Genomic DNA, 19982 nt, shown 5'->3' on the forward strand with positions numbered 1-19982 from the left:
TTTGCCTCCGGCTTCCTTCAGATTCCGGGTCACCCCGGACACCCTTGCCCTTGGCTAACGGCTACAACGACCTTCACCGTTCGGGACTCTAACCCTAAAGCTTGCGCCCATGTCGGGCACACATCAAGGACAGCCAAAGCTTCTTTGTCTGTCACTTCTTGCCCTTCTAACACTTTTCCCGCTAACTCTCTCCACATCCTGCTCCCCCCCTATTGTTTCATTAAGCTACCGATTTGCGTCTTTCTCGCCTAAACTGGCTGTTCGCGAGTACACTTCGCTCAAGACGAAGTCCTAAGAAACCAGCCACAACACTTAATGCTATATCTTTTGGCAATGGGAATACCATCCATCCCCAGGCCATCGTATAGGTAAACCCTTCTGGTGCATCAAACCATAAAACGTATGCTGCATACATCCAGTTTGTACCGAAGATATAATTGACGGCCATCCCTGTAAGAGCAGCAGCGATATACATCGGTAGCGTACGCTTCATCTCTACCATTTTCCCTACAATATAAGCACAAGCGATATAAGATATAATAAATCCAAACGTAGGGCCCATCAGCATTCCTGCCCCACCTTTAAACTGTGCAAATATAGGCGTTCCAGCTAATCCAAGCAGCATATAGACAAGCATTGAAAAAGCTCCCAGTCGACTCCCAAGAACAAGCCCCGCCAGGATTGCGAAGAACGTCTGAAGCGTAATCGGTACCCCACCGATTACCATAAAGGGAGCAATACTTGTTATGTTAGCCCCCACAGCCATCATAGCCACAAATAAACTCCCCATTGTAATGTCTAAAGCTGACCACTTTCTCTTAACCATCTTTTAACCTCCCCTTTTCGTTAACTCATTCACGTTAACGGTTAACATTTAAAAATAGAGTATCATAGATTGGGAGAAAATTCATTATAAAATTTATGTTCTTTCTTGAATCACTTTGTTTGTTCAGAAATAGGGATTGTTGAAGAATCGGGGCTGAGATAATGTTTCCGTTTGTGTTAACTGGGCGGAAACCTGGGATAAGCTAGAGGTCTCCACTCCTCCAAAATTTAAGCTGTAAGGCCGTTTTTACAACCTTTAGCCAGGGGTGGCTTGGGAACGAGGAGACTCCTGCGGGAGAAAGAGGTTGATGAGCCCCCGGAGTGAACGAAGTGAGGGAGGAGGCTCAACAGCTCGCCCGCGGAAAGCGAGTCGTTCCCAAGCCACCCCTAGCCCTCATTGACATAACGGCCCCATCTACACAAAAAAGCCTATGAGCACTGTCGTTAAGAAGGTACTCATAGGCTTTGTGTTTTTACATGCTTCGTCGGTGATTTATCATATACAAGAACAGCTGCAGCGATTCGGGCATGGCCTCTTGGTCATAGCGTTGCAAGAGGAAACCTGATTTAGATCCAAAGCGATCGGCGGCTTCGATTGGAATTGCATCTTTTTTCATTTCCACTACACTTAGCTGCTCCGGGTCTAACACCGTAATGGAGTCCATAAACTTGTCAGAAGTCGCCTGCCAAAGAAGGCGGTCTTGTTCATACATGTAGAACGTTAATCCTCCACCTTTTTTCCACACAGCTTCCATATAATAAGCCAAGGCGCCTTTAGGTGTTCTGACATAATATCGAGCTTTTAGGCCGCCTTTTTTCTCAACCTTATACTTCATTTGACCCTTTGCATTATAATAAGCAAACCATCTAGGAGCAAATGGATGAGCGCTTAGGATGGCTGCAATTCCAGTTGCGATCTTCCAGTACCACGGTCCATCCTCATGTATATAAGAATAGAGATCCCCGTGCAAATCATACAGACGTCCTGTATGTTCATAGGTCACTTCTGTACTTAGATACATTTTCATCGGCCATCCTTCAAGAGAGGACTGACTTAACGGATCAGGCTGCTGTTCAGCTAACTTCGAGAAACGAAAATCCCTTGCAGCACTCCCCATTATCGCAATACCTATAAAGAAAAATGGCAGTGCAATAACGAAGAAATTCAACGTGTTAAATGAAAAAAGGAAAGGGGATAAGAACACAAGGAGTGTAATCCCCAAAAAGATACTTCCTAATTTGACTTGGCGCTTCGCATCATTCCGCAACAGTTCCTGCATATTTTGCATACTCTCACCCATTTCAACTATTCTACTCATTCTTACGGATAGAAGAGGGTAGAGGTTTCACTTTATTGAGCAGGAATTGGTGTTACGGCTTCTTCTAATAGCTCAATAAGTTCATAAATGTAAATGTCGATCTGCTCATCGGTCCAGTTGAATGTTCTAGCCATATAAGCAATAACAGACTCTTTGTGCTTATGAACCCAATGGATATCAAAGAATAGTGCACCTGTACGGCGAATGAAGAAGTCGACTGGCTTAGCCGTTAGCTCATACTCCATTCCATACTTCAGCATCGCGAATACAAGCGGGTCTAAGCCTTCGCGTTCAGCTTCATCTTTATTATTCTGATAGAATTCAAAGACTTTACCAACGTTAGCACCATATAGTTGCACAAGCCCACGTGCTTGTTCTTCGGTTAAGCCGTAAGCCACACCTTCACCTGTTTTACGTTCTTTGAATTTTTGGAAGCCTTTCGCTCCCCCTACTTCACCACCAGAAACAGGCAGTTCTTTCGTTTGGCTCTTCGGATAGTTTTTACCATTTTCATCTTTTAAGTGATCCGTTACAAGGTCAATTACATTCTCAGCCATCTTACGGTAACCAGTTAGCTTACCTCCAGCGATAGAAATCAGTCCAGAATCCGATTCAAAGATCTCATCCTTACGAGAAATTTCAGATGGGTCTTTTCCTTCTTCGTGGATTAATGGACGAAGGCCTGCCCAACTTGATTCAACATCATTTGCTGTAATAGATAGAGTTGGGAACATATAATCAATGGCACTTAAGATATAATCACGATCATCCACTGTCATTTTAGGATGAGCTATTTCACCTTCGTATACCGTATCAGTAGTTCCCACATACGTTTTACCATCGCGTGGAATAGCAAAGACCATACGATCGTCAGGTGTATCAAAATAGATCGCTTGTTGAAGCGGGAATGTTTGTTGATCAAATACAAGGTGTACCCCTTTAGTTAGCTGTAGGGTTTTCCCTTTCTTAGATCCATCTTTTTCACGAAGCGTATCCACCCAAGGTCCACCAGCATTGATAATTTTCTTCGCATATAAGTGACGACGTTCACCACTTAACTGGTCTTCCACTTCAACACCTGTTACTTTCCCTTCTTCATAAAGGAAATCTACCACTTTTGTATAGTTAAGAGCATGGGCTCCTTTTTGAACAGCTTTCTTCATAACTTCAAGCGTAAGACGAGCATCATCTGTACGGTACTCAACGTAGTACCCACCGCCTTTAAGACCATTACGTTTCACAAGTGGTTCACGCTTTAACGTTTCCTTAGCTGAAAGCATCTTACGTCGCTCGCTCTTCTTAACACCAGCTAAGTAATCATAAACACGCAGACCTAAATTTGTAGAAAGAGGTCCGAAGTTCCCGCCTTTATGGAACGGCAATAGCATCCATTCAGGTGTCGTAACGTGAGGTCCGTTTTGATAAACGATATCACGCTCTTTCCCTACCTCTGCTACCATCGCAACTTGGAATTGTTTTAAGTAACGTAGACCACCATGAACGAGTTTCGTTGAACGACTCGATGTACCAGCAGCAAAGTCTTGCATTTCTAGAACACCTGTTGTTAACCCTCGCGTAGCAGAATCAAGCGCAATCCCCGCACCTGTAATTCCACCACCAATAACTAACACATCAAGGGTTTCTTTCTCCATCTCATTATAGATCTCATTACGTTGTAAACTAGAAAATGTCTTCATTTCAAATTCGCTCCTTTTTCCAATACTCCGATTCAGTTGCCTACAATTATGGTATACCCAAGAATCGCCCCACGTACGCTAGAGATTTTCAAGCAATGTGCCACTCTCAAAAGCGGAAGGGCCCCACTTATCCCCGACTTGCTTAAGCATTAATGTGCAATGAAGCGTTTTTCTTCATGGAACATTCATGCTTAAGACCTCGAGGGGATGGGCCCTGCAGCTGGACGTCACCAAAAGCGGAAGGGCCCTGCTTATCCCCGACCTGCTTAAGCATGAACGTACCATGAAGCGGTTTTTCTTCATGGAACGGCCATGCTTAAGACCTCGAGGGGATGAGTAGGCATAAAAAAAGAGACCACAAACCCCTTTACAGTTTTCCCGTAAAGGATTTGTGGTCTCTCCGTTTCTCCAACCGAATCGTGTTAACTTGTAATTTTATTATAACAGAATTTTAAGGTTTGCACATCATTCTGCTTAAATTGACTTATTTAAATGCTTGTGCTGCTTTAACAGCCTTCTGCCAACCTTCATACAATTCTTCTCGTTTTTCTTCAGAAATTTCTGGTTCGAAGGTTTGATCTTTTTGCCAACGCTCTTCAATTTTATCTTTGCTATCCCAGTAACCAACCGCAAGACCTGCAAGATAAGCTGCACCTAAAGCTGTCGTTTCATTTACTGTTGGACGCTCAACTTGGGTATCGATCATGTCACTTTGGAATTGCATTAGGAAGTTATTTTTAACTGCTCCTCCGTCTACACGCATTGTCTTTAAGTCTAGTCCGGAATCGCTAATCATAGCATTTAGAACATCTTTCGTTTGATAGGCAAGCGATTCAAGGGTAGCACGTACGAAGTGCTCTTTCTTTGTACCACGAGTTAGACCGAATACAGCCCCTCTAACATCGCTATCCCAGTACGGCGTTCCAAGTCCCACAAAGGCAGGAACAACGTAAACACCATCTGTAGAATCTACATCGCCCGCTAATTGCTCACTTTGAGGAGCATCTTTAATCATTTCAAGACCATCACGTAGCCACTGAATGGCAGAACCAGATACGAAAATACTTCCTTCAAGTGCGTATTCTACTTTCCCATCAAGTCCCCAAGCAATAGTGGTTAAGAGTCCATGATCGGACTTCACAGGTTCTTCACCAGTATTCATCAGCATAAACCCGCCTGTACCATACGTGTTTTTCGCCATTCCTTTTTCGAAACAGGCTTGACCAAATAAGGCTGACTGCTGATCTCCTGCTACACCTGCAATCGGGATTTCACTTCCAAAGAAGTGATAATCAACTGTATCTGCATACACTTCTGAAGAAGGACGAACTTCTGGCAACATTGATTTTGGTACGTCAAGAATCTCAAGAAGCTCATCATCCCACTTCAGATCATAAATGTTGTACATAAGAGTACGAGACGCATTGGAGTAATCAGTAACGTGAGCTTTGCCACCAGATAGTTTGTAAATTAACCACGTATCAATCGTACCGAACATCAGCTCATCGTTCTCAGCTTTCTCACGAGCACCATCTACGTTATCAAGAATCCACTTCACTTTTGTTCCTGCGAAGTAAGGGTCTAGCAGTAAACCAGTCTTGTCACGGAATGTATCGTTGTACCCTTGTTCGCGAAGTTCATTACAAATTGGAGCTGTTTGGCGTGATTGCCATACAACGGCTTTGTAGATTGGACGACCGGAATTCTTGTCCCAAACAACTGTCGTTTCACGCTGGTTGGTAATACCAATCCCTGCAATTTGTTCAGGCTCAATCTCTGACTTTCTAAGTACATCTGCAATACACCCTAATACAGACGTCCAAATTTCATTCGCATCATGTTCGACCCAACCTGGTTTTTCGAAGAATTGTTGAAATTCTTTCTGAGCCGTTTCAACGATAACCCCTTCTTTATTAAATAAGATCGCTCTAGAGCTAGTTGTCCCCTGATCAATAGATAAAATATATTTTTCCATTTCTCTCATCTCCCTTTACCTTAAATTATGCGTTCGCACGGGATGACTGAACATCCTCATTGTTTGCTTTCTTCAATTCTTTACGCGCGGCTGTTAAAAAGATAGCTAAAATAATTACAGTAAATACCCAAAAGGCTACCATGAGATCGTTCACAAAGAAAGCTTTATAGAAAAGACCACCGTAGATTCCCCCGAGTATGGGTCCAAAGAGCGGAACCCAGGCGTATCTCCAATCTGATGTTCCCTTACCTGGAATCGGTAAAACATAGTGAGCAATACGAGGTCCAATATCACGAGCAGGGTTAATCGCATACCCTGTAGTACCACCAAGTGACATACCAATCGCGGTAATAAGAAGTCCTACAATTGCTGGATTTAATCCTTGTGTAAAATCGTTAGCTCCAATGAATAATAGTCCCATTACTAACATAAACGTCCCTATGATTTCGCTTACAAAGTTAGATAAAGGACTTCGAATCGCTGGATCGGTTGAGAACACCGCCAACTTCGCACCTTTGTCTTCTGTTTCTTTCCAGTGAGGTAAATAGTGAAAGAAAACAACTATTGCCCCTATAAAGGCACCTATTAACTGTGCACTTAAGTATTTCGGAACTTTGCTCCATGGGAATTCTCCTACCATAGCAAAGCCTAGTGTTACAGCTGGGTTAATGTGTGCTCCACTGACTTTCCCAACAGCGTAGACCGCAAGCATTACAGCAAGGCCCCACCCAAAAGATATTAATACCCAACTGGTACCTTCAGCTTTTGACCCTTTAAGTACAACGCCACCTACGACGCCACCTCCAAAGATGATCAGGATCATTGTGCCGATCATTTCGCCTATAAATTCTGTCATAATATACCTTCTTTCCTTAGATGCTGGCTTAGATAGCTATACCACTTTTAGACACATAAAAAACCACACGCTTCTTGTTTTGGACGATCTCACATCGAAAGTCCTACAAGTGCGTGTGGTTCTCCTTCTCTCCGCCACTAATGTTAACTTGTGACGTCTACTATACTATCTATTGAAAACGCTGTCAACACTATTCTATTTCCCATAATTCTTTCCTAGATGTTGAAACGGCATGAGCTCCTGCTGTTAATGCCAATTGAACATCTTCCTTTGTTCTAATTAAACCACCTGCAATAATCGGGATCCCTAACTCTTCTTTAATTTCAGAAATAAATGACGGGATTAACCCTGGTAAAACTTCAACATAATCTGGTTGAGTCTTTTTCATGATGGCTACATTCCGATCAAGCGCTTGACTGTCTATAAGGAATAAACGTTGAACCGCTAAGATATTGTGTCTTTTAGCAGCTGTTATGACATTAGACCTTGTTGAAATGACACCGTGAGGTTTTACTTCATGAAATAAGAACTCCAAACCGTAATCATCATTTTTTAGCCCTTGAATTAAATCAGTATGAACAAGAATTTTCTTTCCGTGCTTCCGCGCTTTCCTAACTAACTTAGGTAACAACGACAACCTTGTTTCTAATAAAATGATCACTTCCTCATCACTCTCAAGTAGCTGTTCAAAATGCTTAATACTCTTAACCGCCGACAAAACCCCCTTCGGCAACTCCATACCCATTCCTCCTTTAATGAACTAAAGGGTGCCTGGCACCCTTTAGCGTTCTACAGCATTACCATACTGAATGGTGTCTGGCACCCGTTTATCCTTTACAGTGGCAAAGTGCAGGTGCAAGTAAAAAGGACTAGTGGTCTGCTAGTCCTTTAAAAAAGTATCTTCTGTCTGACGCCTGGACATTTCTTCTTGGTCATAGATGACTCGCATAGGATTTCCGCCTACAAAGCAGCCCGGTGGAACGTCTTTATGTACGAGCGTTCCAGCTGAAACGATTGCGTCGTCTCCAATCGTTATGCCTGGCAATATGGTTGAGTTTGCCCCAATCATAACGTTACTGCCGATCTTAACATCTCCTAAGCGGTACTCTTTAATCAAGTACTCATGCGCTAAAATGGTCGTATTATAACCGATCACCGTGTTCCGCCCAACAGAGATTTTTTCCGGAAACATCACATCGAGCATCACCATAAGAGCGAAAGCCGCCTGGTCACCGACATTCATACGAAGGAATGTACGATATAACCAATTTTTTACCGGCAAAAATGGCGTGTAACGTGCCAGTTGAATGACGACAAAATTCTTGACGACCTTCCAAAACGGGACTGTCTTATAGACGTGCCAGAGTGAATTGGCCTCTTTCACCCGGTGACGCTCAGTGTTTCTCATAGGATCACTCCATCACGATTTTTAAAATATCACTTATGTGTTCAAGCATATAGTCTGGTTCTAAGTCATCCAATACTTTACGCCCTTTTACCGTCCAAGCTACACCTGCTGTTTTGGTACCGGCATTCTGTCCTGATTCAATATCATGTGTGTTATCCCCTACCATGATTGTCTCTTCTGGCTTCGCATCAAGTTCTTTCATTGCACGGACGACCGGTTCTGGATGAGGTTTAGCATGGGTTACATCATCTAAAGTTACAATCGTTTCAAATTTATCAGCAATATGGGTAAGTTCAATCCCCATGTCTACCGTTTGGCGCATCTTTGTTGTAACAATACCTAGCTTAAATCCTGCTTGCTTAAGTTTTTCTAACGTTTCAACAACACCATCGTAAGCTTCCACGAGACGATCATGATTCTCATGGTTATGGGTACGATACGTGTTCATCATTTCTTCTACATCTGCTTCTGGATTAATTTTGCGTAAGCTTTCTTCAAGAGGAGGACCAATAAACTTCAGAACGTCCTCTCTGGTGTATTCCTCGTCAGAATAGGTTTCTGTCGTATGAAGAAACGATGCAATGATTAAATCATTTGTATTAATTAAAGTTCCATCTAAATCAAATAGAAGAGTGCGTATGGTCATATGTGGCTTCCTTTCCTTTTGATGTAGTTCGGTTCCAAACGAAACCGACAATAGCTGTTAATACGATAGCCGTTACTAACCGAATCAATAACAACGGCCAAACAGGAATCCCGAGCGGAATGAAAATCAGTGTGTCTTCTACCACCGCGTGACAAGAGACAAGGAAAATAAGCGACAAGTACATGTCTTTTTTCGACACTCCATCTTCTTTCACAGCTTGAATCATGAGACCAGCTCCATAAGCTAGTCCAATAACAAGCCCGGCCACAAGGGTCATTGATGCGTTGCGTTCTACCCCTAATACACGTGTGAAAGGTGCGAGCCACTTAGAGAATAGGTTCAACCAATTCTTTTCCTTTAGCCACTGCATCCCAACCATAAGAGGGATGACAATGGCGGCAAGTTGTACAACGCTCATGAAGGCCGTTTTAACGCCAAGCAACGCAATCGCAACATAGCCTTCTGGATCGGGTTGTTGTGTAATAAGTCCATACTGGGCCAATTCAGAACCGCCTTGCCAGAAGGCATTTATTAGTATGGCTGAAAGGAAGGCAAGTGATAAGCGAATTCCTGCAACAAACCACCATTTTACTCCTACTTTTGAAGCCACTGTTGATTCGATCAGCAAGTTATGAGAGAACGACATCATAACTGCCATAATAAATACCTCTTTTACACTGAAATCAAAGGATACAATAGCACCAATACCAGCATAGAGGTTTAAAAAGTTTCCTAAAACAAGCGGAATCGCCGCCTCACCTGGCAGTCCGATCCACTTCATGAGTGGTGTGATCCATTCCATAATCCACTTTAAGACGGGAGTAAACCGGAGAACCGTTACAAGTAACGTGATTGGAAATATAACTTTCCCAAGAGCCCACGTCACATCCAAGCCTTGCTTCAACCCTCTTTGCACTATACCAGGCAAGGGATAACCTCCTTACTTGTTCAGTTTATTGCCTTCATAATCTCGATCTGCTTTATTTGCTTTACGGCGGTATATAATGAGTGCCGATGCAATTAGGATCAGAATAATAGAGATCACTTGTGCTGTCCGAAGTGAACCAATGATATAAAGGCTATCTGTACGCATTTGTTCAATAAAGTAGCGTCCGAATGAATACCAAATGACGTAACTTAAGAACACTTCACCGCGACGTGGGTTGAATCTACGCAATACCAATAAGAATACAAAGCCGAGTATGTTCCACACGGATTCATATAAAAAGGTAGGGTGATACACAACCCCCTCAATACACATTTGACGATTGATGAAATTCGGTAAGAATTGCATGACATTCTGATAGAACGACTCTGAAACAGGGCCACCATGAGCTTCCTGGTTCATAAAGTTACCCCAACGTCCAATAGCTTGACCTAAAATAATGCTTGGTGCCGCAATATCAGCAAGCTGCCAAAATGGAAGTTTTCGAACACGAGCGAATACTACGGCTGTTGCAACAGAACCAATTAAAGCACCATGGATGGCAATACCGCCTTCCCAAATCGCAAATATATCGATTAAGGAACCATTCACATACCGTTCCCATTCAAAAATAACATAGTAGATACGAGCTGAAATAATAGCGATTGGAATCGCAAACACAACTAAATCAACAAACGTGTCTTTCTTAAAACCAAGCCGTTCCGACTCCCGCATAGCAAGCCATAGCCCTAGATAAGCGCCTGTGGCAATAATGACACCATACCAATAGATTGTGAAAGGCCCCAGGTCTAGAAAAACTCGACTTATAGGATCTGGACTACACGTCTGCACCTGGGAATCCTCCTTTCGGTGAACCAGCTTTATTCTCGTCAATCATACCGGTTAAACGGTGGGAGAATTCTTCAGCTGCATTTACACCCATGCGCTTCAAACGGAAATTCATCGCAGCTACTTCAATAATAACAGCAAGGTTTCGGCCTGGTCGCACAGGTACAGTCGCTTTAGGAATTTCAACATCCATGATTTTCATCGTTTCCTCTTCTAAACCGAGGCGATCATATTGTTTGTTCTTTTCCCATAGCTCGAGGTTAATGCAATATGTAATTCGCTTAAAGCTGCGAACGGCCCCGGCCCCAAACAATGTCATCACGTTAATAATACCTAAGCCTCTGATCTCTAATAGGTGTTCAATAAGAGAAGGTGAGTTTCCGATTAAGGTATCATAGTCTTCCTGACGAATTTCTACACTATCATCAGCTACAAGACGGTGACCTCTCTTGACCAGTTCAAGAGCTGTTTCACTTTTACCAACACCGCTCTGTCCTGTTATTAAAACACCTACGCCATAAACGTCCACTAGAACGCCGTGTATAGCTGTAAAAGGTGCAAACTTCGTTTCTAAGAAGTTGGTTAACCGACTAATAACACGAGTCGTCTTATGCGGAGATCGCATAATTGGCACACCCGCCGCAGATGCTGCCTCTATAAGTGCATCAGGTACTTCCATTCCACGTGTAATCACAATGCCTGGTGTAATATCTGTACATAATTTAACTGCACGATCCTTCTTATCTTCTTCATTGAGTTCGTTAAAGAACGACAACTCCGTTTTGCCAAGCAATTGCAAACGCTCAGACGGATAATACTTAAAATAGCCCGCCATTTCCATTCCAGGTCTAGAGATATCACTTGTTGAAATCTCACGGTGAACGCCATCCTCACCAGCAACAATTTCTAGATTAAATTGATCCAACAAATCCTGGGTTCGAACTTTCGACATATGTAATCCTCCCTGTAGGTTATCCTCAATAATCACTTCCCCTATTGTAGCATTTTTTACAAAACTCTGTGGAAACAAAACAACCCAAACAAAAAAACACACCTCCCTTCATCGCTCTAAAGCACTACATCGTGCCAGACACCCTGTAGTTTGCTAAAGCAATAACGCGTGTCTGGCACCCTTCACTTCACTAAAGCACCACATTACTCTCCCTAAGAATAAGGCAATAAAAAAACTGATCCCAGTGGGATCAGTTTTATTTCTTAGCGTCTTTGAAAAGTTGGTTCAGGATTAGGTTTAAGATAGATAAGATAATGGCCGCAAGGATCGCCATGCCAAATCCTTCAATCTCGAAGCTACTTCCAAGTAAGCCTTGCGTAATCATTAACGTAATTGCGTTGATGACAAATAAGAATAATCCTAGTGATAAAACAGTAATCGGTAAGGTTAATACGACTAAAATCGGACGTACAATTACGTTTAAAATCGAAAGAATGAAACTTGCTAAGATAGCCGTCCCAATCCCTTCTAAGTATATCGAATCAAATAATTGATCAACGGCAATAATCGCCACAGCATTTAAAATAATACTAAAGAGCCAATTCATAATCCTCTCACTCCTTTATAAACTTCCCCCTTCATCACCCTGTATTTTCACGGAACCTGTTTTGGTTTCCGCTTCAACATGCAAAATGTGATCCAGGTTAGGGTTTGTTTCAAATTTCAACTCTTTCTTCAGCGTTTCCTTCTGCTCTGAGATCGTTTTAAAATCTGGCAAATGGCAGTGTAGACTTCCAAGATTGGTGAACATTTTGCCATTTAAGCGTAAAGATTTAGGTACGATCAGATCCACATTTCCAGTTGTCGTTTTAAAGAAACCAGTGTGTCCACGGTCTCCTTGCCAATTACACTTAATGTTTCCGTTAATAACTTGCGAATCCACTTTGCCGAAATCTCCCGCTAATTTCACAGACCCATTCATCATCTCGGTCTCCAAATCATCACACTTCACTTGCTCGGCAGTAATCGATCCATTTGAAGTGCTTAACTCCCACTCATGACCTTCCATCTTATGAAGTTTTATGTCTCCATTGGATGTTTTAACGTTTAAATCATGAATAGGAAGACCTTCTGCTTCTATTTTCCCATTAAAGACACGAAGCGAAACGTCTTCATACGCTTTCTCTGGTACCCAAAGCGTTACATCCGTCTTAACCTTTTTCGATTTCACTTCAAACTTAAGAACATCATCACTAACAATAAAGTTCTTCATATCCATAAATCGCTCACGAGCTTCATCTTGATTATTGACTTGGTACACTTTAGCCTGACACTCAAGGCGCATATCTTGCTCTTTCCATGGCTTCATCATTACATTTCCATTCGCCACATCAATATATACGTTAGTAAACGTTACTCCTTGATGCTGAAAAATATGATGAACACTTTGATACGACCCAAAGTTGAAATCTAAATCTACATTTTTTATTTTCTTAAAGGCTTCTCCTACTAAACTTTTAAAACGTTGCTTAGTTGAACCAGAGTTATAAGCTTTGTGATCTTGCCGCGCATCCCAATCGACTTTCTTAGAAAGCTCCGCTGACTTACCTTCTTGCCCTTCTTCTTCTTTAACATCACTCGCGTACGCCAAAGCATCCAGTAACTCCTCCGCTTCCTCTGTAGAAATCTTTCCCTCTTGAAGCATCGTTAAAATCTGCTTTCTCTCTTCCTGCACGGTTCATCTCTCCTTTATCATCCTATTCTTTATACGCATCATAAGATCTATATGTTTCAATTTCGACTTATTTATTTCTCTTTCTCGATTCTATACATAGTTCCTTCTTTAAAATAAGTGCTTCGTTAAAGTTTAATGTTGTTATACTTTCATATATTTATTAGAAATTGGTCAGTAATATAGAACATTTCAAACTGTGACATAAAAATTGTGATGAGCCCCCAACCTACCATATTGGGCTCGTTTCCGCTCTACTTATACAGCAAAGGTGGTCCTGGAAATTGCGAGACTCCTGCGGGAGAAAGAGGTCGACGAGACCCCGCAGGGTGGTTTCCCCGAGGAGGCTGTAAAAGAAAAGGGGGAAGTTCGACTAAGACCGTCACGTCCTGTGACAACGTCGAACGACCCCACGTCGTATGGGGCCGCGGAAAGCGAGTAATTTCCAGGACCACCTTACTCTCTATTAAAGCTAACGGAAACAACTCCAAGAACAAACAAATCCCCTTGCTTCTCATCAGAAAAGCAAGGGGACCCCCTTAAAACGTCCACTTATAAAATTCTTCGTATTTTAACAGCTTACGCCCTTCAGAATTAATTTCCTTCAGGTTTGGACTATCACGGAATTGCTTCATCATACCTTCTGCCTGAGAGCGGTGAGCTTCAATCGCTCTCATCTTGCCTTCAAAGTAATCCTCAACATCACGTACGATATCAGGTTCACCCAGCAATTCACGACGATTATGCGTAATGGCTTTGGCCCATACTTCTGGACGCTTAGACTCATCCATCATTTCAACAGCTTTAATCGCTGCCGCTCCCATTGCATCGTGATCAGGATGGACAGCATGCCCAGGATAAAACGTAATAACAAGGCTTGGGTTTATTTCCTCAAGACGCTGTTTTAAATCCTTTGCAACCTCAGTTCGATCTTCAAATTCTAACGTTTTATCACGGTACCCTAGCATTTCTAAGTTAATATCTAACTCTTTACAAGCATCTTGTAATTCTTCTTTACGAATTTCAGGCAACGTTTCACGATTAGCAAAAAACGGACTTCCCATATTACGGCCCATTTCTCCTAATGTTCCACAGAAATAGGTTACAGGAATGTCTTTTTCCCTGAATTCAAGAATCGTACCTGAACACCCAAATGCTTCATCATCAGGGTGCGGTAAAATTATGGCGACATGTTGACCCATGTTACGTTCCCTCACTTTCATTTATTATTTAAACGGCGTCTCGCTAATTTCTAAAGCAACCATTAAACGGCCTTCATTATCATGGCCAGCCATTAACAAACGACCTTGATCATCAAGCTCCCAGTCTGTTAGGCCTTCTGCATAAATCCAACCCAATTGCGTCTTTAATCCGACACGGTAGGATTCATGGCCAATAATTTTGGCTTGCGTATATTTTACTTGAGCATTGCGAATGAATGCTCCTACATTATATGCGTTAGAGTCAAAGTGGCGCGCATAAGCACCATTCGTGGTTTCTAAATGAATATATACATCTTTATGCGCTAAATCTTCAAGCGCTTTTTGGACGTGATCGATTTGGATCGTTTCCATACGACGGACCCCTCTCTAGAACTTATGTCTTTCTATACCATACCCAAAATAGCGCACAATCGTCAAAGAATCTACATTTATGCATTCTAAAAGTCTTTACTAAATTGAATATCCCCATAACTGAAACCAAGTCAGATCGGCCATCAGAGTTCCCAAAGGTTGAACTCAAAAAAAGAGACAGAACCATGATGCAGGTTCTGTCTCTTTACGCTTTATGATTTCGAAACTTTTTCACGCTTCTGCAGCTTCTCTTCCATACGTTTACGATCTCTTTCTAATATAGGTCCTAGATAATGGCCTGTATAAGATTGAGTTTGTTCCGCAACTTCTTCTGGAGTTCCTGTGGCAATAATCTGACCACCATTAGCTCCACCCTCTGGACCTAGGTCGAGTAAATAGTCAGCGGCTTTAATGACATCTAAATTATGCTCAATAATTAAAACGGTCTCTCCGTTATCAACAAGGCGCTGAAGAACCATTAGTAACCTTGATATATCATCTACGTGTAAACCTGTGGTTGGTTCATCAAGGATATACAATGAGCGTCCTGTGGAGCGACGATGAAGCTCACTTGCTAGCTTCACACGCTGCGCCTCACCACCAGATAACGTTGTAGCCGGTTGACCTAGTTTAATATATCCAAGTCCTACATCGAAAATAGTGGACAGCTTGCGCTTTATTTTAGGAATCGCTTCGAAGAAATCGTAGGCTTCTTCAATCGTCATAGCAAGAACGTCTGCAATACTCTTACCCTTGTACTTGACTTCAAGCGTTTCTCGGTTATATCGCTTTCCATCACAGACTTCACACGGAACGTAGACATCCGGTAAGAAGTGCATTTCAATTTTAATGATTCCGTCGCCCCGGCAAGCTTCGCAACGTCCGCCTTTAACGTTAAAGCTGAAACGTCCTTTTTTGTACCCGCGAATTTTCGCTTCATTGGTTTGGGCAAATACATCACGAATATCGTCAAAAACGCCTGTATACGTAGCAGGGTTTGAACGTGGCGTTCGTCCAATCGGAGACTGATCAATATCAATTACCTTTTCTAAATGATCCAGACCCTTAACTTCTTTATGCTTACCAGGCTTCACTTTACTCTTATGAAGGCGTTGAGCCAGGCTCTTGTGTAAAATCTCGTTAACAAGTGTACTCTTACCAGACCCTGACACGCCAGTTACGGCTGTAAGGACGCCTAATGGAAACTTTGCATTTACTTTCTTTAAGTTGTTCTCTTCAGCACCAATGACTTCAACATACCGTCCATCTGGCTTACGACGCTCTTGAGGAAGTGGAATAAACTTCTCACCAGATAGATATTGTCCAGTTAAGGACCCTTTGTCTTCCATTACTTCTTGAGGAGTACCACTTGATACAATTTGTCCTCCATGTGCCCCTGCTCCAGGTCCAATATCAATAAGGTGATCTGCAGCTAGCATTGTGTCTTCATCATGCTCAACCACAATTAGCGTGTTATCTAAGTCCCTCATATTCTGAAGCGTTGCAATGAGACGGTCATTGTCTCGTTGGTGAAGACCAATAGAAGGTTCATCAAGTACATATAAAACCCCTGTTAATGCTGCACCAATTTGTGTAGCCAAGCGAATACGCTGTGCCTCACCGCCTGACAGCGTACCGCCAGAGCGAGAAAGTGTTAAGTAGTCTATACCGACATTAATAAGAAAACTTAATCGATCGCAGATTTCTTTCAAAATCATGCGAGCAATCGTTTCTTCTTTCTCCGATAACTCTACATTATTAAAGAAATTATACGCCTCATGCACAGAAAGATCCGTAACTTCTCCAATATGGTTACCATTAACAAGAACAGCTAACGGTTTCTCATCTAAACGATACCCTTTACATTTAGGGCACTTCTTCTGAGCCATATATTTTTCCATTTGTTCACGAATATAGTCAGAAGTTGTTTCACGATATCTTCTCTCTACGTTTGATACTACGCCTTCGAAATAGATATGATTTTCTCGTACTTTTCCAAAATCATTCTCGTAACGGAAGTAAATTTTTTCATCATCACTTCCATAAAGGATGCGGTCCATTTGATAATCCGGTATATCTTTCACTGGGATATCCATATCAATTCCATAGTGATCACACACACTCTTTAAAAGGTGTGGATAATACTGTGAACTATTCGGCTCCCATGGGGCAATGGCATGTTGATTTAACGTTAAACTCCAATCCGGAATTACAAGTTCTAGGTCAACCTCTAACTGCGTCCCAAGACCGTCACAGCGTGTACATGCCCCATATGGACTGTTAAACGAGAACATACGAGGCTCGAGTTCACCAATAGAAAACCCACAGATTGGACACGCGTGATGCTCACTAAATTGAAGCTCTTCACCATCTACGACGTCAACGATCAGGTGTCCTTCACCTAAACGTAGAGCCGTTTCTACAGAATCAGACAGACGCCCGGATACGCCATCTTTAATCGCAATACGGTCAATGACCACTTCAATCGAGTGTTTTTTATTCTTCTCAAGAGAAATGTCTTCTGTGACTTCACGCATTTCTCCGTCAACGCGGATCCTTACATACCCCTCTTTTTTCAAGTTTTCGAGGACTTTTACGTGTTGACCTTTTCGCCCTGAAACCACTGGAGCAAGAATTTGCATTTTTGTACGCTCAGGGTATTCAAGAAGCTGGTCGACCATTTGCTGAACGGTTTGGGATGTAATTTCAATTCCATGGTTTGGACAAGTTGGGTGTCCCACACGTGCGTATAAAAGGCGCAGATAATCATAAATCTCTGTTACCGTCCCTACAGTAGACCGAGGGTTTTTACTCGTTGTCTTCTGGTCAATCGATATAGCCGGAGAAAGACCCTCGATGGAGTCTACATCCGGTTTATCCATCTGACCTAAGAATTGACGCGCATAGGCAGAGAGAGATTCTACGTATCGACGTTGCCCTTCCGCATAAACAGTGTCGAAGGCAAGCGAAGACTTCCCTGAACCTGAAAGTCCTGTTAGCACGACTAATTTATTCTTCGGTATATCAATATCGACGTTTTTTAAATTATGGGCACGAGCCCCTTTAACACTTATCGATTTCTGGCTCATGTATTAGATCATCCTTCCGCTTTAAGTTCCAAGAGAAGATCTCGTAGTTCAGCAGCTCGCTCGAAGTTCAAGTCTCTTGCTGCCTGCTTCATCTCTTTCTCCATATTTTCGATCATCTTGTCTTTTTCCTTCTTGCTCATTTTTGAAACATTTGGACGATCGTCCGTCTCTTGTGTTTCTTCTGATTCTGTTGTAGCCCGGATAACATCGCGAATTTCCTTCTTGATGGTTGTAGGGGTAATTCCGTGTTCTTCATTATAGGCGATCTGTTTCTCTCGACGACGATTCGTTTCTTCAATCGCAATATTCATAGAATCCGTCATCTTATCTGCATACATAATAACCTGTCCATTTTCATTACGAGCCGCTCGTCCGATTGTCTGAATGAGAGAACGCTGGGAGCGAAGGAATCCTTCTTTATCCGCATCTAAGATGGTAACGAGCGATACTTCAGGGATGTCTAACCCCTCACGAAGAAGGTTAATACCTACAAGAACGTCGTATTTCCCTTTACGAAGCTCGCGGATAATCTCAATTCGTTCTAGCGTTTTAATCTCAGAGTGGAGATAAGCGACTTTAATGCCAATCTCTTTTAAGTAATCGGTTAGATCCTCTGACATTTTCTTCGTTAACGTGGTAACCAGAACACGTTCGTTGCGTTCTTTTCTCATGTTAATCTCGCCAATTAAATCATCGATTTGACCTTGAATTGGACGAACTTCAATTTTCGGATCTAATAACCCTGTCGGACGAATAATCTGCTCAACCATCTCTGGTGAGTGTTCTTGTTCGTATGGACCTGGAGTAGCCGACACGTAGACAATTTGATTCAATTTCTTCTCAAATTCCTCAAAACGGAGAGGACGATTATCTAAGGCTGAAGGCAGACGGAAGCCATGGTCAACCAGAACTTGTTTACGTGCTTGGTCCCCGTTATACATTCCCCGAATTTGCGGTATGGTCACGTGGGACTCATCAGCAATTATAAGGAAATCGTCTGGGAAGTAATCAATTAATGTATAAGGTGTCGCTCCTTTATCTCGAAGCGTTAAGTGCCTTGAATAGTTCTCAATGCCTGAACAAAAGCCCATTTCTTTCATCATTTCTAAATCGTAGTTCGTACGCTGTTCTAAGCGCTGGGCTTCTAGCAATTTATTTTGGTCTTTTAGTTCTTTGAGTCGTTCTTGTAGTTCACGTTCTATGTTTTTAATGGCTACTTTCATTTTCTCTTCGCGGGTAACGAAGTGAGATGCTGGGAAAATAGCAACATGTTCTCGATCCCCGATGATTTCACCTGTTAAGGCATCGACTTCACGGATTCGATCAATTTCATCACCAAAAAACTCGACCCGTATACAGTGCTCTTCTCGAGAAGCTGGAATGATCTCAACTGAATCGCCCCGAACACGGAACGTACCACGCTGAAAGTCAATATCATTACGCGCATATTGGATATCAACAAGGTCACGCAGCAACTCATCACGATCTTTCTCCATGCCTGAACGAATAGAGAGCACCAGGTTACGATATTCTTCAGGTGAACCTAAACCATATATACAAGATACACTGGCAACAATTAAAACATCACGGCGTTCAAATAAAGCAGATGTCGCAGAGTGGCGCAGTTTATCGATCTCATCATTGATATTAGCGTCCTTCTCAATAAACGTATCTGTAGAAGGAACATAAGCTTCTGGCTGATAGTAATCATAATAACTAACGAAATATTCAACCGCGTTATTAGGGAAGAATTCCTTGAATTCACTATACAGCTGACCAGCTAGCGTTTTGTTATGAGCAATGACTAGCGTCGGCTTGTTAATTTCCTTCACCACGTTCGACATCGTAAATGTTTTCCCTGTTCCTGTGGCTCCAAGTAAGGTTTGATGCACCTTCCCCTCGTCTATACCTTGCTTAATCTTTTCAATCGCTGCAGGTTGATCCCCCTGCGGTTCGTATTGGGATACCAATTCAAATTTGTTCTCCAAGATGCAACCTCCATTCATCCATTCACTCTTATAACCGTAGTTTACCACAATCTCTCATCATTCTAACATAGACGCGAACAAACATTCGACTCCTATGCTCACCCCCGCGCTTTAGCTGGGTAGAGCAGTAAACCGCGCCAGACACCC

At 42.4% G+C, this 19982-nt stretch carries 18 protein-coding genes; all 18 read right to left on the reverse strand.

What is annotated here, in order from left to right:
* Positions 1-29 precede the first annotated feature (29 nt).
* Positions 30-197 (reverse strand): hypothetical protein, encoded by a 168-nt coding sequence (locus IEW76_RS19925; RefSeq protein ID WP_188656127.1) that lies wholly within the window; start codon positions 195-197, stop codon positions 30-32.
* A gap of 23 nt (positions 198-220) precedes the next feature.
* A complete protein-coding gene (locus IEW76_RS19930) occupies positions 221-826 on the reverse strand; it encodes a biotin transporter BioY (RefSeq protein ID WP_188656128.1) in 606 nt (201 codons plus the stop codon).
* A 472-nt stretch (positions 827-1298) separates the two neighbouring features.
* Entirely contained in the window at positions 1299-2114 is an 816-nt protein-coding gene (locus tag IEW76_RS19935) for a hypothetical protein (RefSeq protein ID WP_188656129.1), read from the reverse strand.
* Between the two features lie 62 nt (positions 2115-2176).
* Positions 2177-3841, reverse strand: a complete 1665-nt coding sequence (locus IEW76_RS19940) for a glycerol-3-phosphate dehydrogenase/oxidase (protein ID WP_188656130.1) — start codon at positions 3839-3841, stop codon at positions 2177-2179.
* Between the two features lie 484 nt (positions 3842-4325).
* Positions 4326-5816, reverse strand: a complete 1491-nt coding sequence (gene glpK / locus IEW76_RS19945) for a glycerol kinase GlpK (protein ID WP_188656131.1) — start codon at positions 5814-5816, stop codon at positions 4326-4328.
* Between the two features lie 25 nt (positions 5817-5841).
* Entirely contained in the window at positions 5842-6672 is an 831-nt protein-coding gene (locus IEW76_RS19950; RefSeq protein ID WP_188656132.1) for an MIP/aquaporin family protein, read from the reverse strand.
* Positions 6673-6862: 190 nt separating this feature from the next.
* Positions 6863-7411 (reverse strand): glycerol-3-phosphate responsive antiterminator, encoded by a 549-nt coding sequence (locus IEW76_RS19955; protein WP_188656133.1) that lies wholly within the window; start codon positions 7409-7411, stop codon positions 6863-6865.
* A gap of 141 nt (positions 7412-7552) precedes the next feature.
* The gene (locus IEW76_RS19960) at positions 7553-8080 is read right to left on the reverse strand and encodes an acyltransferase (RefSeq protein ID WP_188656134.1); all 528 of its coding nucleotides are present in this window, start codon (positions 8078-8080) and stop codon (positions 7553-7555) included.
* Between the two features lie 4 nt (positions 8081-8084).
* Positions 8085-8726: a pyrophosphatase PpaX gene (gene ppaX / locus IEW76_RS19965; RefSeq protein WP_188656135.1), complete on the reverse strand. Its 642-nt coding sequence runs from the start codon at positions 8724-8726 to the stop codon at positions 8085-8087.
* Complete coding sequence (locus IEW76_RS19970; protein WP_188656136.1) at positions 8701-9654, reverse strand: nucleoside recognition domain-containing protein; 954 nt, start codon at positions 9652-9654, stop codon at positions 8701-8703. The genes ppaX and IEW76_RS19970 overlap by 26 nt, the downstream gene beginning before the upstream one ends.
* Before the next feature lie 12 nt (positions 9655-9666).
* On the reverse strand, positions 9667-10503 hold the full coding sequence (lgt, locus tag IEW76_RS19975) for a prolipoprotein diacylglyceryl transferase (RefSeq protein ID WP_188656137.1): 837 nt from the start codon (positions 10501-10503) through the stop codon (positions 9667-9669).
* Positions 10490-11452, reverse strand: coding sequence for an HPr(Ser) kinase/phosphatase (hprK, locus tag IEW76_RS19980; protein WP_188656138.1), 963 nt, complete (start codon positions 11450-11452; stop codon positions 10490-10492). The genes lgt and hprK overlap by 14 nt, the downstream gene beginning before the upstream one ends.
* 256 nt (positions 11453-11708) lie before the next feature.
* Positions 11709-12059, reverse strand: coding sequence for a phage holin family protein (locus IEW76_RS19985; RefSeq protein WP_188656139.1), 351 nt, complete (start codon positions 12057-12059; stop codon positions 11709-11711).
* A gap of 15 nt (positions 12060-12074) precedes the next feature.
* The gene (locus tag IEW76_RS19990) at positions 12075-13187 is read right to left on the reverse strand and encodes a DUF4097 family beta strand repeat-containing protein (protein WP_188656140.1); all 1113 of its coding nucleotides are present in this window, start codon (positions 13185-13187) and stop codon (positions 12075-12077) included.
* Between the two features lie 536 nt (positions 13188-13723).
* Entirely contained in the window at positions 13724-14386 is a 663-nt protein-coding gene (bshB2, locus tag IEW76_RS19995) for a bacillithiol biosynthesis deacetylase BshB2 (RefSeq protein ID WP_188656141.1), read from the reverse strand.
* A gap of 24 nt (positions 14387-14410) precedes the next feature.
* Complete coding sequence (locus IEW76_RS20000) at positions 14411-14758, reverse strand: YojF family protein (protein ID WP_036782888.1); 348 nt, start codon at positions 14756-14758, stop codon at positions 14411-14413.
* 212 nt (positions 14759-14970) lie between these two features.
* Positions 14971-17847 (reverse strand): excinuclease ABC subunit UvrA, encoded by a 2877-nt coding sequence (gene uvrA / locus IEW76_RS20005; protein WP_188656142.1) that lies wholly within the window; start codon positions 17845-17847, stop codon positions 14971-14973.
* 8 nt (positions 17848-17855) lie between these two features.
* Complete coding sequence (gene uvrB / locus IEW76_RS20010; protein ID WP_188656143.1) at positions 17856-19835, reverse strand: excinuclease ABC subunit UvrB; 1980 nt, start codon at positions 19833-19835, stop codon at positions 17856-17858.
* Positions 19836-19982 lie beyond the last annotated feature (147 nt).

This window comes from Pontibacillus salipaludis, from assembly GCF_014642405.1.
Lineage (GTDB): Bacteria > Bacillota > Bacilli > Bacillales > BH030062 > Pontibacillus > Pontibacillus salipaludis.